Consider the following 16,279-nt stretch of genomic DNA (forward strand, 5'->3'; position numbering starts at 1 on the left):
GGGCGAACCTAGTTCCCGGCCGTGAACGGCGCGTTTCGGCGCGCAGGGGCCCGCGGGCAAGGGAGGGTCGGCGGTCAGGCGGAGGCGCGGCGGACCAACCGGGTCGGGCAGGTCCGGCTCTCGGTCGGTCCGGCCTCGCCGTCGATGCGGGCGCGCAGGAGGTCCACCAGCTCGGTGGTCATCCGGTCCAGCGGCTGGGCGACGGTGGTGAGCGGCGGGTCGCAGGTGGTGGCCACCGCGGCGTCGTCGAACCCGACCACGGCGACGTCCTCGGGCACCCGCCGACCGGCCGCACGCAGGGCCCGCAGCGCGCCGACCGCCATGGGGTCCGAGGCCACGAACACCGCATCGAGGTCGGGGGCCTGGTCCAGCAGCCGGGCCATCGCGGCCTCGCCGCCGGCCTCGGTGAAGTCACCGTGCGCGACGAGCGCGGGGTCGGGTTCGCGGCCGGCGTCGGCCAGGGCCTGCACCCAGCCGGCGTACCGGTCGACCCCGGCGATCATGTCCATCGGCCCCGTGAGCGCGGCCACGCGCCGCCGGCCCAGCCCGAGCAGGTGCTCGGTCGCCACCCGCGCCCCGCCGCGGTTGTCGGCGTCGACGTAGGCCACCTCGCGGCCGTCGTAGGGCCGCCCGCACAGCACCAGCGGGACGGCGGCCTCGCTGAGCATGTCGGGCAGCAGGTCCTCGCTGTGCAGCGACATGAGGACGACGCCGTCGACGTGGCCCTGCCGCGCGTAGCGGGCGATCTTGCGCTGCTCACGGGCGTCGCGGGCGGTCAGCAGCACCAGCGTCAGGTCGGTCTCGGCCAGGGCGGCGGAGACCCCGTGCACGATGCTGGCGAAGAACGGGTCGGAGAACACCTGGCTGTTGGGCTCGCTGAGCACCAGCGCGATGGTGTCGGTGCGCCGGGTGACCAGGCTGCGGGCGGCCCGGTTGGGCACGTAGCGCAGCTGCTCGATGGCCGCCTGCACGGCGACCCGCGCCTCGGGGCTCACCCGCGGCGACTCGTTGACCACCCGGGACACCGTCGCGCGGGAGACCCCGGCCAGCACGGCGACCTCGTCCAGGGTGGGCACGCCGGGGCGCGCGCCGTGGGTGAGGTCGGTGGTCACGGGGGCCATCGTGCGGCATCCGGGGCGTCCTGGGAAGCCTGTCGTGGAAGCGCTCCCACATTTTCGGGACAGGTTCTTGACAGACTCGTGTGAGCCCGACCACTCTCTGCCGTGCAGGCCGTGAGAGCGTTCTCACGGCCCCGCCGGAGGGCACAGGCGCACCGACCCGGCGGCTCACCTCGGAGGTTCCCCATGCTCGTGTCCCGGAGGGCCAAGGCCGCTGCTGCGGCCGCCGTCTCCCTCGCCCTGCTCACCTCGGCCTGCGGCGGCGACGCCGGGGACGACGACGGCGGCAAGACCACGCTCACCCTCGGCCTGTACGGCACCTTCGGCTACGAGGAGGCCGGGCTCTACGACGAGTACATGGAACTGCACCCGGACATCAAGATCGAGCAGACCGTCGTCGCGCAGAGCGGCCCGTACTACCAGGCGCTGCAGACCCGGCTGGCCGCCGGCTCGGGCATGGCCGACATCCAGGGCATCGAGATCGGCTTCGTCTCCGACGTCGTGCAGAACCACGCCGACGCCTTCGTCGACTTCGCCGCGGAGGACGACGCCGCCGACCTCCAGGACACCTTCTACGACTGGAAGTGGGACCAGGCCAGCACCACCGACGGCCGGACCATCGCGCTCGGTACCGACGCGGGCCCGCAGGCCATGTGCTACCGCCAGGACCTCTTCGCCGAGGCCGGCCTGCCCACCGACCCCGCCGCCGTCAGCGCGCTGTGGCCCACCTGGGACGACTACATCGCCACCGGTCAGCAGTTCTCCTCCTCGCCCACCCGGCCGGAGGGCACCGCGTTCGTGGACAGCCCCAACAGCGTCTTCGCCCCCGCCGTCCGTCAGGGTGAGGTCACCTACGCCGACGACGAGGGCAACCCCGTGGTCGAGGACAGCGACGGCGTCCAGACCGCCTGGGGGCTGGCCAGCCGCGCGGCCGGCGACGGGCTGACCGCCCAGCTCGGCCAGTTCAGCGACGAGTGGACCGCCGCCTTCGCCAACGACGGCTTCGCCACCATCGCCTGCCCCTCGTGGATGCTGAACTACATCACCTCGCAGCTGGGCGACGAGGGCGCCGGGAAGTGGAACATCGCCACCCTGCCGGGCCAGTCGCAGGCCGGCAGCACCTGGGGCGGTTCGTGGCTCGGGGTGCCCAGCAGCGGTGAGCACGTCGAGGAGGCCAAGGAGCTGGTCGAGTGGCTCACCGCCCCCGAGCAGCAGGTGAAGATGTTCGTCTCCCAGGGGTTCTTCCCGTCGAGCTCGGTGGCCGCCGAGAGCCCCGAGGTGACCGGCGCGACCAGTGAGTACTTCAGCGACGCCCCGATCGGCGAGATCTTCGGGACGGCGGCCGACGCCGTGCGACGGAACCCGATCAGCCCGTACGACACCCAGATCCAGGACGCCTTCTCCCAGGCCCTGACCACGGTGGCCGACGGCAGCCGCAGCCCCGACCAGGCCTACGACGACGCGCTGGCGGCGATCGAGCAGGTCACCGGCTGACCCGCCGCGGCGCCCGGGGGTCGGACCCCCGGGCGCCGCGTGCCCCCCTCCGCCACCAGCCCCGCAGGAGATCCCCGTGACCCTCGCCGACGACAGCCCGCGGACGCTCACCGCGACCGTCGAGCCCGCCGTGACCGACCCGCCCGCCGCCGTCCGGCCGCCGCGCCGCCGCGGCCCCTCCCTGTCGCGCAACCGGTGGGGGTACGCCTACGTCGCCCCGTTCTTCCTGGTCTTCGGCGCGTTCAGCCTCTTCCCGTTCCTGTTCACCGCGTGGGTGTCGCTGCACGACGCCCGGCTGTCGGACATCGGCGGCGGCGAGTTCGTCGGCCTGGACAACTACGCCGCACTGCTGGGCAACGAGTTCTTCTGGAACGCGCTGCGCAACACCATCACCATCGGGCTGCTGTCGACGGTGCCGCAGCTGTGCCTGGCCCTCGGGCTGGCGCACCTGCTGCACTACAAGCTCCGCGGCCGCACCTTCTTCCGCACCGTGATGCTGATGCCCTACGCCACCAGCATCGCCGCGGCCACCCTGGTCTTCGCCACCCTCTTCGGCCGCGACTACGGGATCATCAACACCGCGCTCGAGGCCGTCGGGCTGGACCGCATCGACTGGGAGTCGGGCACCCTGTCCAGCCAGGTCGCCATCGCCGTCATCGTCACCTGGCGCTGGACCGGGTACAACGCGCTGATCTACCTGGCCGCGATGCAGTCGATCCCCGGCGAGCTGTACGAGGCCGCCGAGATGGACGGCGCCAGCCGCTGGCGGCAGTTCGTGCACGTCACGATCCCGTCGCTGCGGCCCACGATCCTGTTCACCGTGGTCGTGTCGACCATCGGGGCGGTGCAGCTGTTCGGCGAGCCGCTGCTGTTCGGCGGCAACGGCGCCACCAGCGGCGGCGGGCGCAACCAGTACCAGACCCTGGGGCTGCTGATGTACCAGCAGGGCTGGTCCAACTTCAACATCGGCCAGGCCGCCACGACGGCGTGGGCCATGTTCCTGATCATCCTGCTGGTGGTGGGGACGGCCTTCGGTGTCGGTCGCCTCCGCGCCCGCCGCGAGGGAGCCCGTCGATGACCGCCGTCCTGTCCCGCCCCGCCCCCGAGCCCGCGTCCGCGGCCGCACCCCGCCCGAGCCGCCGCCGTCCGCGCGGTGCCCGCGCCGGGCGGGCCGGCCCGGTCGCCTACACGCTGGTGGTGCTCACCGCGCTGGTCTCGGTCTTCCCGCTGTACTGGACCCTGGTCGCGGGCTCGCACACCAACGCCGAGATCGCCGCGACCCCGCCGCCGTTCCTGCCGAACGCGACGTTCTTCGAGAACGTCTCGGCGGCACTGGACCAGGCGCCGCTCGGGCTGGCGATCGTCAACTCGGTGATCGTGGCCGGCTGCATCACCGTGGGCACCGTGCTGTTCTGCACGCTGGCCGGGTTCGCCTTCGCCAAGCTGCGCTTCCGCGGCAGCGGCCCGCTGCTGGGCCTGGTGGTCGGCACGATGATGGTGCCCACCCAGCTCGCGGTGATCCCGCTGTTCATGATGATCGCCGAGCTGCAGTGGGTGGACTCCCTGCAGGCGGTCGTCCTGCCCACGCTGGTCAGCGCGTTCGGCGTCTTCTTCATGCGCCAGTACCTGGTCACCGCGCTGCCCGACGAGCTGCTCGAGGCCGGCCGGGTCGACGGCGCCTCGACGCACCGCATCTTCTTCTCCATCGTGCTCCCCGTCGCCCGCCCGGCGATGGCGGTGCTGGCGATGCTCACGTTCCTCACGGCCTGGAACGAGTTCTTCTGGCCGATCATCGCCCTCACCGCGGCCAACCCCACGGTGCAGGTGGCGATCGCCAACCTCGGCTCGGGCTACGTCCCCCAACGCGCGGTGATCATGGCCGGCACGCTCCTGGGCACCCTGCCCGTGCTGGTCGTCTTCGCGTTCCTCGGCAAGCAGATCGTCGGCGGCATCATGTCCGGCGCAGTGAAGGGTTGATCTCGGTGACCAGCACAGCTCCCGCCCCCCTGACCGTGCGGTTCCCGCCCGGCTTCGTGTTCGGCGCCGCCACGGCGGCCTACCAGATCGAGGGCGCCGTCCACGCCGACGGCCGCGGCCCCTCGATCTGGGACACCTTCAGCCACACCCCCGGCAAGACCCACCTCGGGCACACCGGCGACGTGGCCGCCGAGCACTTCACGCGCTACCGCGAGGACGTCGCGCTGATGGCCGACCTGGGCCTGTCGGCGTACCGGTTCTCGGTGGCCTGGTCGCGGGTGCTGCCCGAGGGCACCGGCCGGGTCGAGCAGCGCGGCCTGGACTTCTACCGCCGGCTGGTCGACGAGCTGCTCGGCGCCGGGGTCGAGCCGTGGCTGACGATGTACCACTGGGACCTCCCGCAGGCGCTCCAGGACCGCGGCGGCTGGACGAACCGGGACACCGCGCACCGGTTCGCCGAGTACGCCGACGTGCTGCACGGGGCGCTGGGCGACCGGGTCACCCACTGGTCGACGCTGAACGAGCCGATGTGCAGCGCGCTGCTGGGCCACATGTCCGGCCAGCACGCCCCCGGGCACACCGACGCCGTCGAGGCCTCGCGGGCCACCCACCACCTGCTGCTGGCGCACGGCCTGGGCACCCGGGTGCTGCGCGAGCGCGGGGCGACGTCGCTCGGGCTCACGCTGAACTTCACGCCGATGACCCCGGCCACCGACTCCCCCGCCGACGTCGACGCCGCCCGCCGCTGCGACGGCCAGCAGAACCGCATGTTCCTGCTGCCCGCGGTCACCGGCGCCTACCCGGCCGACGTGGTCGCCGACCTCGCCGCGGCCGGCGCACCGCTGCCGGTCGAGGACGGCGACCTGGAGACCATCGCGGCACCGCTGGACTGGCTGGGCGTCAACTACTACTTCAGCTCGGTGGTGCGCGAGACCGGCGAGCCCACCGGCAAGCAGTCCTCGTTCATCGGGGCAGGGACGATCGCCGACCTCGAGCCCGAGGGGCCCACCACGACGATGGGCTGGGGCATCGACGCGCCCGCCTTCACCTCGTTGCTCACCTGGATCTCCTCGGTCGCCCCCGGGTTGCCGCTGGTCATCACCGAGAACGGGTCGGCCTGGCCCGACGAGGTGACGCCCGAGGGCCGGGTGCACGACCCCGAGCGGGTGCAGTACCTGCACGACCACCTGGCCGCGGTCTCCGCCGCGGTCGACGCCGGGGCCGACGTCCGGGGGTACTTCGCCTGGTCGCTGCTGGACAACTACGAGTGGGCCCGCGGCTACGACCAGCGCTTCGGCATCGTGCACGTCGACTACGACACCCAGGTGCGCACGGTGAAGGACAGCGGCCGGGCCTACGCCGAGGTGATCCGCGCCCATCGCTGACCCCCCGCCCCCTGGGCAAGGGATCCCTTCCACCACGATCGGCGTCCATCCGTGGTGGAGGGGATCCCTTGCCCGATCCGGCCGGGGAAGACATCCCGGGGTCCGTGGGTTACCGTCTCCGCAAGTAGTTGAACACTCAACTCAGGAGGTCGGGATGCCCGCCGTCACCGTCGAGGACACCACCACGCTGGCCCGGGTCCCGCTGCCCGCGCCCCGGACGGTGCGCCGCCGCGTCCGCTCCGTCACCACCGCCCCACGCGGGTTCGAGGGCGAGGGCTTCCCGGTGCGCCGGGCCTTCGCCGGGGTCGACCTGCGCGACCTCGACCCCTTCATCCACATGGACCAGATGGGCGAGGTCGAGTACGCCCCGGGCGAGCCCAAGGGCACCTCGTGGCACCCGCACCGCGGCTTCGAGACCGTCACCTACATCATCGACGGCACCTTCGAGCACGCCGACAGCCACGGCGGCGGCGGGTCGATCACGAACGGCGACACCCAGTGGATGACCGCCGGCGGCGGCGTGCTGCACATCGAGCGTCCGCCGGAGTCGCTGGTGGTCAGCGGCGGCCTGTTCCACGGCCTGCAGCTGTGGGTGAACCTGCCCAAGGCGCAGAAGTGGGTCGAGCCCCGCTACCAGGACCTGCGCGCCGACCAGGCCGTGCTGCTGGCCAGCCCGGACGCCGGGGCGTTCCTGCGGGTGATCGCCGGCGACGTCGGCGGCCACGCCGGCCCGGGCACGACGTACACCCCGATGGCGATGGTGCACGCGACCATCGCGCCCGGGGCGACGCTCGACCTGCCGTGGGACCCGTCGTTCAACGCGCTGGTCTACGTGCTCTCCGGCAACGGCAAGGTCGGCATCGACGACCACCCGGTCACCGGCGGCCAGCTGGCGGTCTTCGGCCCCGGCGACACCATCACGGTCAAGGGCGCCGAGCACCAGGACAGCCGGACCCCGTCGCTGGAGGTGGTGATCCTGGGCGGGCGCCCGATCCGCGAGCCGATCGCCATGTACGGGCCGTTCGTGATGAACACCCGCCAGGAGGTCATCGACGCCTTCACCGACCACCAGGCCGGGCGGCTGGGCAGCATCCCCGCGGCGCACGTCCCGCACACCGGGGTCCGCGACACCGTCGACGTGCACGCCGCGACGGAGCAGGATTCCTGACGTGAGCGACCTCGAGCCCCGCCCTGAACCGCACGTGCTGGGCGGGCTCGGGGGCGTCGCCGCACGCCCGGCGCTCGACCTGCTGCCGGGCAAGACGGTCACCCTCGGCGAGAAGATGCAGGTCCGCCGCCTGCTCCCGACCTTGGGACGACGGATGGTCGGCGCCTGGGCGTTCGTCGACCACTACGGGCCCGACGACGTCGCGGGCACCGACGGCATGCAGGTGATCCCGCACCCGCACACCGGGCTGCAGACCGTGTCGTGGCTGATCGAGGGCAGGGTGCACCACCGCGACTCCCTGGGCAGCGACGTCTCGTTCGGCCCCGGCGAGCTGGCGCTGATGACCGCCGGGCACGGCATCAGCCACAGCGAGCAGTCCCCGGTGGCCCACCCGCGGCTGCTGCAGGGCGCCCAGCTGTGGGTCGCGCTGCCCGACGCCGCCCGCGACACCGCGCCCGCGTTCGCCCACCACGCCGACCTGCCCGGGTTCAGCTCCGACGGCGTGACCGCCACGGTGCTGATGGGCTCGCTGGGCGGGGCCACCTCCCCCGGGACGGCGTACTCGCCGCTGGTCGGCGTCGACCTCGCGCTGGACGCCGGGGCCGACGTCGAGATCCCGCTGGAGCCGGGGTTCGAGCACGCCGTCCTGGCGTCGTCGGGGTCCTCGGTGGTCGAGGGCGCCCCGGTCGAGCACGGCTCGATGCTCTACCTGGGAACCGGACGCCGCACGCTGCGCGTCTCGGCCACCGCGCCGTCCCGGTTGCTGCTGCTGGGCGGGGAGCCGTTCAAGGAGCAGATCGTCATGTGGTGGAACTTCGTCGGCCGCGAGGGCGAGGAGGTCGCCGGCTTCCGCGAGCAGTGGGAGGCCGGCGAGCGCTTCGGGCACGTCGAGGGCTTCGAGGACGGCGAGCGCACCCCCGCCCCGCCCATGCCCCCGGTGCCCCTCAAGCCCCGCGGCCGCGAACGCTAGACCCGCCCCCACCCACCGAACCAGGCGTCATGTGACGGTCAGAACCCAGTTCCAGCGCATCCTGGGTCCTGAGCGTCATGTGACGCCGGACCGTGGGGCCTAGAAGCCTCCGCCGCCGAAGTCGCCGCCGCCCCCGAAGTCGCCGCCGCCGAAGTCGCCCCCGCCGCCGTCGCCGCCGCCGAAGCCGCCGCCGTAGCCACCGCCCAGGCCGCCGAAGAGGATGTTCCCCAGCGCCACGCCCGCGATGCCGCCGACCACCGCGTCGCCCATGCCACCACCACGTCGGCCGTAGCCCCGGCCGTAGCCGTAGCCGCCGCCCTGGCCCCAGCCGTCCTGCTGCTGGTAGCGCTGGACGTCCTGCTGCGCGGCGGTCATCGCCTGCTGGGCCATGCGCTCGGCCGTCTGCGCCTCCCGCAGCGCGGGCACCGGGTCCTTGGCCGCGGCCAGCCGGTTGGCCTCGTCGAGGTGCCGGTCGGCCTCGGCCAGCCGGGTGCGGGCCTGTGCGCCGACGGCCCCGCGGCGGGTGGCCACGAAGTCGTTGGTGGCGTCGACGGCGGAGGCCGCCGCGCTGAGCGCCTGACCGAGGTGGGCCAGTGCCCGCTCCTGCTGCTGCCGGGCGTCGCGGGCCGGCTCGAGCGCGGCCTCCAGCGCCTGGTCGGCGTCGTCGAGGGTGCGGGTGGTGCCGACCGGGTCGGGCAGCTCGCCGTCCGGGACCGGCCGCAGCGCCGCGGTCAGCGCGGACTCGGCCCGGGCCAGCTGCTCCCGCAGGCCGGGGGTGTCCACGCCCTTCTCGAGCAAGGTCCTCGCCTCGGCGATGTCGCGCTCGGTCTCCTCCCGCACGGCGGTGAACCGGGCGGGGGCGTCCCGCAGGTCGGCGACGAGCTTGTCGACGGCGGCGAGCAGGCGCCGGGCCTGTGCCAGGGCGTCCTCGGCGGCGCGCACCGCCGGCACGGCACCGGCCTGCCGACCCGCGGTCAGTTCGTCCTGCCCGTGCTGCACGGCCTGGCGGGCCAGCCCGACGCGCTCGGCGGCCTCCCGGCCGTTGTCGGCCACCGCGGCCCAGGTGGAGCGGGCGTACCGCACCTGCAGGTCGGCCAGGGCCTGTTCCGCCGGGGCGATGCGGGCCTGCACCTGGTCGACGTCGGACGTCAACCGCTGCAGCGTGGCAGGGGCGTCGTCCTCGAGGCGGCGCAGCTCGCGGTGCGCGGCGGCCTGCTGGTCGAGCCGGCCGCGGGCCGAGCCGGTCAGCGCGAGCAGCTCGGCCAGCATGCGGCGCTGCGTGGGCTCGTCCTCGGGGATCTCGTCGTCGAGCTCCTGCCGGATCTGGAAGGCGCGGCCCAGCTCGGCGCGGGACTCCTCCAGCGCCGCCGACGACGAGGTGACCGAGTCGGGGCCGTACTGGGCCCGGGCGTAGTCGACGTCGATCTGGCTGGTCTTGATCGCCTCGTCCAGGGCGAGCAGCTCGCCGCTGGCCCGGTAGTGCAGGTCCTGCGTGGAGGTGCCGTTGTGCGGGTCGCGGGCGGCCTCCTCGGCCGCGGCGATCTCGGCCGCGCGGGCGCGGGATGCCTCCACGGCCTTCTTCTTCCGCCGGTTGCGCACCAGGGCGTACCCGCCGGCACCGAGGACGGCGACCCCCACCAGCCCACCGAGGGCGTAGGTGCCGGTGTCGCTGGGCTGCAGCTCCTGCGCGAGCGTCGTGGCCGCCGCGGCGTACTCACCCTGGGAGAGCAGGGGCTCGACGTCGTCCTGGACGATCGACTGCAGGCTCGTACCGGTCTCCTGCGTCCCGTAGCCGACCCGGTTCGTGTCCGTCGCCACGGCGAGCAGGACGTCGTTGCCACCCAGCCCGCCGTCGGCGTAGGCCTGCTGCGTCCACTCCCCCGGCGTCAGGTCGTCGAAGCTGTCGACGTAGACGACGTACAGCGACGTGCCGTCGTCCTGGAGGGCGTCGATGGCGTCCTGGACCTGCTGCTCCTCACTGCTGGAGAGCACGTCGGACTGATCGGTGACGCGGTCGACCGGCGCGAACGGTTCCTCGGCGAGGGCCGGCGCAGCGCCGGTGAGCGCGAGGGTGAGACCGACGGCGGACCCGGCGAGCAGGCGGAGCGGCAGACGCATGACCCCATCGTCCCTGCCGCCGGCCACCCCCGCCGCAGCCCGGGTCCGATCCGGTCCCTGCACGGCCGCACCGCACCCCGGCTCGCGACCGCGCAGCGACCACGCCCGAACCGCGGCGGCCCGCGCCGGGACGGGGGGGCGGACGTCGCCGCGGGCCGCGGAACGGTCGGATCAGAAGCGGCCGCCGCGGCTGCGCCGTCCGCTGGACCGGCTGCTGCTGGACCGCCGCGACGACGACCGCGAGGAGGACCGCGACGACGAGCGCGACCGGGAGCGGTAGGACGACCCGCCACCCCAGGAACCGCCCCACGAGCCGCCCGAGCTCCACCCGCCACCGGACCCGCCCCACCCGGACTCCCGGCTGCGCGCATCGGCGGCGCGCCGGGCAGCGGCGAGGTCGGCCTGCAGCTGCTGCCGGGCGGCCTGCGCGGCGCCCTGGGCCTGCACCGCCGCGGCCAACGCGGTCACCGGGTCGGCCCCACCGGTCGCCTCGGCGGTGACCAGGGCCCGCTCGGCCTCGGCCAGCCGACTGCGCGCGGACCCGCCGACGCCGGACCCGCCGAGCTCGACCCGGCCCCGCGCGTCGCCGACGGCCGCCCGTGCGGCGGCGAGGGCAGCGGGCAGGGCCTCGGTCGCCTTGGCCACCCGGTCGCGCGCCTGGTCGACGGCCAGCAGGGCGGCGTCGAGCACCTCGTCGGCCTCGGTCAGCCGGGCCAGCGCGGTCAGCGGGTCGCGCGGCACCGAGGTGAACGCCTGCTGCGCGGCCGCCCGGCCGGTCTCGGCGGCGGCCAGCACGCCGGCCGCCACTCCCCCACCGGCCGCCGCGAGCTCGGCCGGCGGCACCGTGCGCACACGGGCGATCTCGGCGTCCACCTCGGCCAGCAGCCGCGGCACCTCCGTGTCGGCGGCGGTCAACCGCTGCTCGTGCCGGGTGATGCCGTCGAGCAGGGTCTGCGCCTGGGTGACGGCGGCCTCGCAGGCGTGCACGGGGGTGACGGCCTGGCCGTCGGTGCCCGCGGCGACGGCCTGCTGCCCGGCGGCGAGGGCGGCCTCGGCGGCGGTGACGGACTGCTCGGCCCGTGGGACCACGTCGGCGACCTCGGCCAGCGCCGGTGCGGCGTAGCGCTGCTGCAGGCTGGCGACCCGGGTGGCCTCGCCGCCCAGCCGGCCGCGCAGCGCGGTGACCCGCCCGGCCAGGCCGGCGAGCACCTGGGGTGCGGTGTTCTGCAGGTCGCGTAGCGCGGCGAAGTCGGCGGCCGCGGCGTCCAGGCGGGTGTCGGCGGCGTGCAGCAGCTCGAGCTGGTGGGCCAGCTTCTCCCGGACGGCGCGGTCCTCCAGCGGGGTGTCCGGCGCCTCGAGCAGGTCGAGCTCCTGCTGGACGGCGAAGGCCTGGTCGAGCTCGCCGCGCGCGGTGGCCAGGGTGGCGGCGTGCTCGGCGACGGCCTGCTCGCCGTACTGCAGGCGGGCGTAGTCGAGGTCGAGCTGGCAGGCCCGCACGGCCTCGTCGACCTCCAGCAGCCCACTGCCCACCCGGTTGCGCAGCTGGTCGGTGCTCTCGTCGGGGAACGGCCCGGCCGCCCGGATCGCCGCGGCCTCCTCCGCGGCCCGCCGCCGACGCCGGACTAGTGCATACCCCCCGCCACCGAGCGCGGCAGCACCGACCACGCCGGCCAGCACGTACCGGGGAGTGGTGCTGGGCCGCAGCTCGTCGGTCAGGGCCTGCACCCCGCCCACCCAGTCCTGGTCGCGGATCTGCTGCTCGACGGCGGTGTTCAGGTCCTGGAACTCGGCGTCGTCGACCAGCTCGTAGGAGGCCGACACCGCGAACGAGCGGTCCTCGACGGCCACCGCGAGCAGGACGTCGTCGTCCCCCAGGTCCGACAGCTCGGCCGAGCGGTCGGCCCAGTCGGTGGCCGAGGCGCCGTCGAACGAGTCGACGAGGGCGACGAAGACCTGCACGCCCTCGTCGGCGACCAGGTCGTCGATCGACTGCTGCACGGCGTCCCGGTCGGACGACGAGAGCACCCCGGCGGTGTCGGTGACCTCGCTGACCAACCGCGACGGCTCGTCGGCGGCGGCGGGCCCGGCCAGCTGCACCGGCCCCACCCCCAGCGCGAGGACGGCGAGGAGGCGGGCCGGCACGGCACGGGGTCGCGGCATGGGCCCCATCCTGGCCCGTCGCCCGCCGATCAGCGCAGGGCGGACCAGCGGGCGCGGCGCTCGGCCTGCTCGGCGGGGTCGGGCACGGGCAGGGAGGCCAGCAGCCGCTGCGTGTAGGCGTCCTGCGGGTCGCCCAGCACCTGCTCCCCGGTGCCCTCCTCGACCAGCCGGCCCCGGTGCAGCACCGCGATGCGGTCGGCCAGCAGGTCGACGACAGCCAGGTCGTGGCTGATGAACAGCGCCGCGAACCCGAACTCCCGCTGCAGCTCGTCGAACAGGTCGAGCACCCGGGCCTGCACCGAGACGTCGAGCGCCGAGGTGGGCTCGTCGGCGATGAGCAGCTCGGGCTGCAGGGCCAGCGACCGGGCCAGCGAGGCGCGCTGGCGCTGACCGCCCGACAGCTCGTGCGGGAACCGGTCGCCGAACTCCTTGGGCAGCTGCACCGCCTCGAGCAGCTCGTCGACCCGGCCCCGGGCGTCGTCGGTGTCGCCGGCCCGGCCGTGCACCACGAGCGGCTCGGCGACGGCGTCGGCGATGGTGAGCAGCGGGTTGAAGCTGGTCGCCGGGTCCTGGAAGACGAACCCGATGCGCTTGCGCACCGGCCGGAAGGCCTTCTCCCCCAGGCCGGCCACCTCGGTGCCGAGCACCTGCAGCGAGCCGCCGGACACCTTGGTCAGCCCCGCGATGGCCCGGCCGATGGTCGACTTGCCGCTGCCGCTCTCGCCGACCAGGCCGAGCACCTCGCCGGGGGCGATGGTGAAGTCGACGCCGTCGACGGCGGTGAAGTCGGGCTGGCGGAACCGGCCGGGGTAGACGATCCGCAGGTCGCGGGCGACGACCACGGGTGCCTGGTCCGCCCAGCCCGCAGGACGCCGGGCCGCGCGGTCCCGGGCCCGCACCGCGCCCTGGCCCAGCTTCGGCACCGAGGCCAGCAGCTTCTTCGTGTACTCCTGCTGCGGCGCGGCGAACAGGGTGGCGACGTCGGCGGTCTCCACCAGCTCGCCCTGGTACATGACGGCGACCCGGTCGGCGAGGTCGGCGACCACGCCCATGTTGTGGGTGATGAGCACGATCGATGCGCCGAACTCGTCGCGGCAGCGGCGCAGCAGGTCGAGGATCTCGGCCTGCACGGTGACGTCGAGGGCGGTGGTGGGCTCGTCGGCCACGATGACGCCGGCGTTCAGGGCCAGCGCCTGCGCGATGACGATGCGCTGCTTCTGCCCGCCGGAGAACTGGTGCGGGTAGTGGTCGACCCGCACCTCGGGGTCGGGGATGCCGACCCGGCGCAGCACGTCGACCGCGGTCGCCCGGGCCTCCTTCTTGGAGACGTCGCCGTGGGCGCGCAGGCCCTCGGCGATCTGCCAACCCACCGGGTAGACCGGGTTGAGCACGCTGCCCGGCTCCTGGAACACCATCGCGACGTCGCGACCGCGCACCCGGCGCAGGTCACCGCCGCTCAGCGTGACCACGTCGGAGGTCGTGGCGCCGTCCTTGCTGCGCAGCACCACGGCCCCGCGGGTGAGCGCGGTCTCCGGCAGCAGCCCGAGCACGGTGCGGGCGGTGACGGTCTTGCCGCTGCCGGACTCGCCGACCACGGCGAGCACCTCACCCGGGAGCAGCTGCAGGGAGACGCCCTTGACCGCGGCGACGTCGCCGCCGTCGGTGGCGAAGGTGACCCGCAGGTCCCGGATGTCGACGACGGGTTCGCGGGCGGGCTCGGTCACGGGGTGCTCCCATCGGTGCCGGCGGCCAGCCCGCCGCCGGGGGTGACGGCGACGTCGGCCGGCGGAGGTGCGTCGGCGGCGCGGCGGCGGCTGCGCAGCCGCGGGTCGGCCAAATCGTTGAGGCTCTCGCCGACCAGGGTCAGCCCGAGCACGGTGAGCACGATCGCCGCACCGGGGAAGATCGAGGTCCACCAGATGCCGCTGGTGACGTCGGCGATCGAGCGGTTGAGGTCGTAGCCCCACTCGGCCGCGGCGGTGGGCTGGATGCCGAAGCCCAGGAAGCCCAGGCCGGCGAGGGTGAGGATCGCCTCGGAGGCGTTGAGGGTGACGATGAGCGGCAGCGAGCGGGTCGCGTTGCGCAGCACGTGCCGGGTCATGATCCGCCACGTGCTGGTGCCGACCACCCGCGCCGACTCGACGAACGCCTCGTTCTTGATCCGCACCGTCTCGGCGCGCACGACCCGGAAGTACTGCGGGACGAAGACCACCGTGATCGAGACGGCCGCGGCCAGCACACCGCCGACCAGGCTCGACTGCCCCCCGCTGATCACGATGGCCGCGACGATCGCCAGCAGCAGCGACGGGAAGGCGTACACGGCGTCGGCGACGACCACGAGCACGCGGTCCAGCCAGCCGCCCAGGTAGCCCGAGACCAGCCCGAGCAGCACACCGGCCACGATCGACAGCACGATGGCCACGACGATCACGAACAGCGCGGTGCGGGTGCCGTAGAGCACGCGCGACAGCACGTCGTAGCCGCCGACCGTCGTCCCGAGCAGGTGGTCGGCCGACGGTGCCTGCTGGGCGCCGAAGGTGCCGTCGGGGCCGCGCAGCTGACTGAACCCGTAGGGCGCCAGCAGCGGGGCCAGCAGGGCGGTGAGCACCAGGAGCCCGGTGAGCACCAAGCCGGTGACCAGCATTCCGCGCTGCAGGCCGACGCTCTGCCGCAGCTGGTGGACGACGGGCAGCGACCGCCATGTGCGTCGGCGGCTCACGAGTACCTCACCCGGGGGTCGATCAGCGCGGCGACGACGTCGACCACGAAGTTGGTCAGGGCCACGATGACCGCCAGCAGCGCGACGATGCCCTGCACGGCCACGAAGTCGCGGGCCTGCAGGTACTGGCCGAGCTGGAAGCCCAGGCCGCGCCACTCGAAGGTGGTCTCGGTGAGCACCGCGCCCGACAGCACCAGGGCGATCTGCAGGCCGATGACGGTGATGATCGGCACCAGCGCCGGGCGGTAGGCGTGCTTGCGCACCAGCCGCGACTCGGCGACCCCGCGCGAGCGGGCGGCCTCGACGTAGCCCGAGCCGAGCGTGCCGATCATGTTGGTGCGCACCAGGCGCAGGAACACGCCGGCGGTCAGCAGGCCCAGGGCCAGCGAGGGCAGGACGGCGTAGCGCAGCACCTCGCCGACCAGCTCGCCGTCGCCGGTGCTGATCGCGTCGATCAGGTAGATGCCGGTGTGGGTGTCGCCGCGGGTCAGCTGCAGCTCGCCACGGGTGGACACGCGACCGGCGACGGGCAGCCAGCCCAGCCAGACCGAGAAGACCAGCTTGAGCAGCAGGCCGGCGAAGAAGACCGGGGTGGCGTAGCAGAAGATCGCGAAGAACCGCAGCGCCGCGTCCGGGAACCGGTCGCGCAGCCGGGCGGCGACCATGCCGAGCGGGATGCCGACCAGCAGGGCGACCGCCATGGAGTAGACGGTGAGCTCCAGCGTGGCCGCGCCGTAGGTGACCAGCACGTCGGTGACCGGACGGCGGTCGCTCAGCGTGGTGCCGAAGTCACCGCGCAGCAGACCGCCCAGGTAGTCCAGGTACTGCACGAGCAGCGGGCGGTCGTACCCGGCCTCGCGGATGCGCTCGGCCAGCTGGTCGGCCGGCAGCCGCCCGCCCAGCGCCGCGGTGATCGGGTCACCGGTCGTGCGCATGAGGAAGAAGACCGTCGTGACCAGGATGAACACGGTCGGGATGATCAGCAGGGCGCGGACCAGCAGGTAGCTGCCCAGACCCCCGCCGCGCCGACGTCGTCGTCCGGCGGGTGCGTCCTCGGCCGGCGGGGCCGGGTCCTGCGTCGCGGTCGTCATGGGTTCCTCACGGGGTGCTCGCTCCAGGGAGACGCAGTGCGGCCCCGGGCCGCCCCACGAGGGGACGACCCGGGGCCGG

12 protein-coding genes are annotated in these 16,279 nt (G+C 74.2%); 6 read left to right on the forward strand and 6 right to left on the reverse strand.

The genetic code is table 11. From position 1 onward, the window contains the following. Positions 1–74: 74 nt before the first annotated feature. Positions 75–1,112, reverse strand: coding sequence for a LacI family DNA-binding transcriptional regulator (locus BLP29_RS03610; RefSeq protein ID WP_243469666.1), 1,038 nt, complete (start codon positions 1,110–1,112; stop codon positions 75–77). 192 nt (positions 1,113–1,304) lie between these two features. Between BLP29_RS03610 and BLP29_RS03615 the strand changes: the two genes are divergently transcribed. The 6 genes from BLP29_RS03615 to BLP29_RS03640 all read left to right on the forward strand — a co-directional run bounded on the left by BLP29_RS03615 (position 1,305) and on the right by BLP29_RS03640 (position 8,112). Next, entirely contained in the window at positions 1,305–2,612 is a 1,308-nt protein-coding gene (locus BLP29_RS03615; protein WP_092799820.1) for an extracellular solute-binding protein, read from the forward strand. Positions 2,613–2,688: 76 nt separating this feature from the next. Beyond that, complete coding sequence (locus tag BLP29_RS03620; RefSeq protein WP_133378995.1) at positions 2,689–3,690, forward strand: carbohydrate ABC transporter permease; 1,002 nt, start codon at positions 2,689–2,691, stop codon at positions 3,688–3,690. Beyond that, positions 3,687–4,589 carry a carbohydrate ABC transporter permease gene (locus BLP29_RS03625; protein ID WP_092799822.1) on the forward strand — a complete coding sequence of 301 codons (903 nt, stop codon included), beginning with the start codon at positions 3,687–3,689 and terminating at the stop codon, positions 4,587–4,589. The genes BLP29_RS03620 and BLP29_RS03625 overlap by 4 nt, the downstream gene beginning before the upstream one ends. A 5-nt stretch (positions 4,590–4,594) precedes the next feature. Further along, the gene (locus tag BLP29_RS03630; RefSeq protein WP_243469667.1) at positions 4,595–5,974 is read left to right on the forward strand and encodes a GH1 family beta-glucosidase; all 1,380 of its coding nucleotides are present in this window, start codon (positions 4,595–4,597) and stop codon (positions 5,972–5,974) included. 154 nt (positions 5,975–6,128) lie between these two features. Next, positions 6,129–7,142, forward strand: coding sequence for a pirin family protein (locus BLP29_RS03635; protein WP_092799826.1), 1,014 nt, complete (start codon positions 6,129–6,131; stop codon positions 7,140–7,142). 1 nt (position 7,143) lies between these two features. Next, a complete protein-coding gene (locus BLP29_RS03640; protein ID WP_092799828.1) occupies positions 7,144–8,112 on the forward strand; it encodes a pirin family protein in 969 nt (322 codons plus the stop codon). A gap of 99 nt (positions 8,113–8,211) precedes the next feature. Here the strand turns inward: BLP29_RS03640 and BLP29_RS03645 are convergent, their stop codons facing one another. From BLP29_RS03645 to BLP29_RS03665, 5 genes are all read right to left on the reverse strand, one after another. After that, the gene (locus tag BLP29_RS03645; protein ID WP_092799830.1) at positions 8,212–10,230 is read right to left on the reverse strand and encodes a TPM domain-containing protein; all 2,019 of its coding nucleotides are present in this window, start codon (positions 10,228–10,230) and stop codon (positions 8,212–8,214) included. A gap of 171 nt (positions 10,231–10,401) precedes the next feature. Then, positions 10,402–12,390, reverse strand: coding sequence for a TPM domain-containing protein (locus tag BLP29_RS03650; protein ID WP_165839263.1), 1,989 nt, complete (start codon positions 12,388–12,390; stop codon positions 10,402–10,404). A 29-nt stretch (positions 12,391–12,419) separates the two neighbouring features. Next, the gene (locus BLP29_RS03655; protein WP_092799834.1) at positions 12,420–14,114 is read right to left on the reverse strand and encodes a dipeptide ABC transporter ATP-binding protein; all 1,695 of its coding nucleotides are present in this window, start codon (positions 14,112–14,114) and stop codon (positions 12,420–12,422) included. After that, the gene (locus BLP29_RS03660) at positions 14,111–15,109 is read right to left on the reverse strand and encodes an ABC transporter permease (RefSeq protein WP_092799836.1); all 999 of its coding nucleotides are present in this window, start codon (positions 15,107–15,109) and stop codon (positions 14,111–14,113) included. The genes BLP29_RS03655 and BLP29_RS03660 overlap by 4 nt, the downstream gene beginning before the upstream one ends. Then, positions 15,106–16,200, reverse strand: a complete 1,095-nt coding sequence (locus BLP29_RS03665; RefSeq protein WP_092799838.1) for an ABC transporter permease — start codon at positions 16,198–16,200, stop codon at positions 15,106–15,108. Before BLP29_RS03665 ends, BLP29_RS03660 begins: the two co-directional genes overlap by 4 nt. Positions 16,201–16,279: the final 79 nt, after the last annotated feature.

This window comes from Klenkia marina (assembly GCF_900101025.1).
GTDB lineage: Bacteria > Actinomycetota > Actinomycetes > Mycobacteriales > Geodermatophilaceae > Klenkia > Klenkia marina.

What these genes read in the sequence shown, in the direction of transcription:
- BLP29_RS03625 (WP_092799822.1), top strand. Translation starts at nt 3,687, where the DNA reads ATGACCGCCGTCCTGTCCCGCCCCGCCCCCGAGCCCGCGTCCGCGGCC.
- BLP29_RS03665 (WP_092799838.1), bottom strand. Translation starts at nt 16,200, where the DNA reads ATGACGACCGCGACGCAGGACCCGGCCCCGCCGGCCGAGGACGCACCC.
- BLP29_RS03650 (WP_165839263.1), bottom strand. Translation starts at nt 12,390, where the DNA reads ATGCCGCGACCCCGTGCCGTGCCGGCCCGCCTCCTCGCCGTCCTCGCG.
- BLP29_RS03635 (WP_092799826.1), top strand. Translation starts at nt 6,129, where the DNA reads ATGCCCGCCGTCACCGTCGAGGACACCACCACGCTGGCCCGGGTCCCG.
- BLP29_RS03615 (WP_092799820.1), top strand. Translation starts at nt 1,305, where the DNA reads ATGCTCGTGTCCCGGAGGGCCAAGGCCGCTGCTGCGGCCGCCGTCTCC.
- BLP29_RS03645 (WP_092799830.1), bottom strand. Translation starts at nt 10,230, where the DNA reads ATGCGTCTGCCGCTCCGCCTGCTCGCCGGGTCCGCCGTCGGTCTCACC.